The organism is Phocaeicola sp. RTP21359st1_B8_RTP21360_211022, assembly GCF_040911965.1.
Lineage (GTDB): Bacteria > Bacteroidota > Bacteroidia > Bacteroidales > Bacteroidaceae > Phocaeicola > Phocaeicola vulgatus.
This window is the reverse complement of the sequence record NZ_JBDFXP010000116.1, coordinates 1-1,263: the sequence shown is the minus strand read 5'-3', so window position 1 is coordinate 1,263 and position 1,263 is coordinate 1. Positions and strand designations below refer to the sequence as shown.

Annotated in this window: 1 pseudogene; it reads right to left on the bottom strand. The window is 53.8% G+C overall.

The features are described from left to right. Positions 1-60: 60 nt before the first annotated feature. Positions 61-1,263, bottom strand: a pseudogene (locus AB5062_RS22640) (DNA methylase); the annotation flags it as partial.

The window sequence follows — 1,263 nt, the reverse complement described above, 5'->3', positions numbered from 1 at the left end:
ATAGTAATTTTGTAACAAGTTATGGATGGAGCTCTTTTCAATTAGAATACAGCGCACTTTTCAATTAGTATCTACACTCACTTTCTTTACCTGCGGTAAAGGTGCCTCCGTTTGCATTTCCGGACGGATATGCCAAGTGTGCCTGTCTGATGGCGGAGTCGGGACGATTTCATGAGATACCCCGGCATGGAGACTTTCTTTCTGGGATTCTTTTCCCTTTCCGTCTTCTTCCAGTACTGGCTCTTGTTTAGGAGCCAGTTCCAACTGTATCTTGCGGTCAAGAGCGGAAAGTTCGGATTTCAGTTGTTTCAGTTCCTCCTCCTTCTTCCACGTCTTGCCCGCTATCTCCTGCAACTGCGGTATCTCACGCTCCAGCACCTCGTTCTTTTCCTCGTACTGCTTGATAATCGCCGGGATACGCTCCAACGCATTGAGGAAGTTCAAGGCGGCGGCATGGGTGTCCGCCATCGCCAAATGCCCGTTGTTGTAGGTGTACTTGTAGTTACCCTCGACATGGAAACGGTTGTCGATGAACTCCAACCCCTCGCTGAGCGTCCGCTCGCTCACCACCTTGATGGGGAAGCCGTACAATTCACCGATACGCTGGGGTACTCCGCCTGTCGTGGCGTTCTTGGCTATATCCTGCAACCGCTTTCCGATGGCCTTTTCATCGGTGGTGTCCAGCCCGTCAATCTTTATCAGGTTGAGCCGGTTTCCGTCCTTGTCGATCTGTGCGGCAGCGGTGAACTTCTCCCAATCCTCCGTCATGGCGGCGATAATGGCTTGGTTGTTGCGCAGAGCGGTTGTCTTGCTTTCCAGCTTCAGTTCAGAATCGCGCTTGCCCCTGTTGAACGACTTGCGCTCACCCTCCAGCGAGGCGATTTTCTTTTCGAGCTTCGCCTTGTCCAGCAAGTCCGTGTTGCCCGACAGTATCGCCATGTATTCTGAGAAGTTCATGCCCGACTTCTCGTCCATCGCCCCCTCGTCGATGGTTCGTGCGCCCATCGCGCCGGACTTCAACTGCGATATGAACGTCTGCTTGCAGTGCAACAAGTTGAACTTGTACGAGTCCAGCGACTTCTCCACGGCATAGATGATGACGTCCACCTTGTTGTCCGCGTACAGCTTGGCAATCTCGTTGCCTTTCCTGACCGCCCGTCCGTCACGCTGGGCGAGGTCGGACGGCCGATCGGGTAGGTCAAGGGCATTACTGCCCTCTTCCCCCCTCAGAACCGTACGTGAGGGTTTCCCCTCATACGGCTC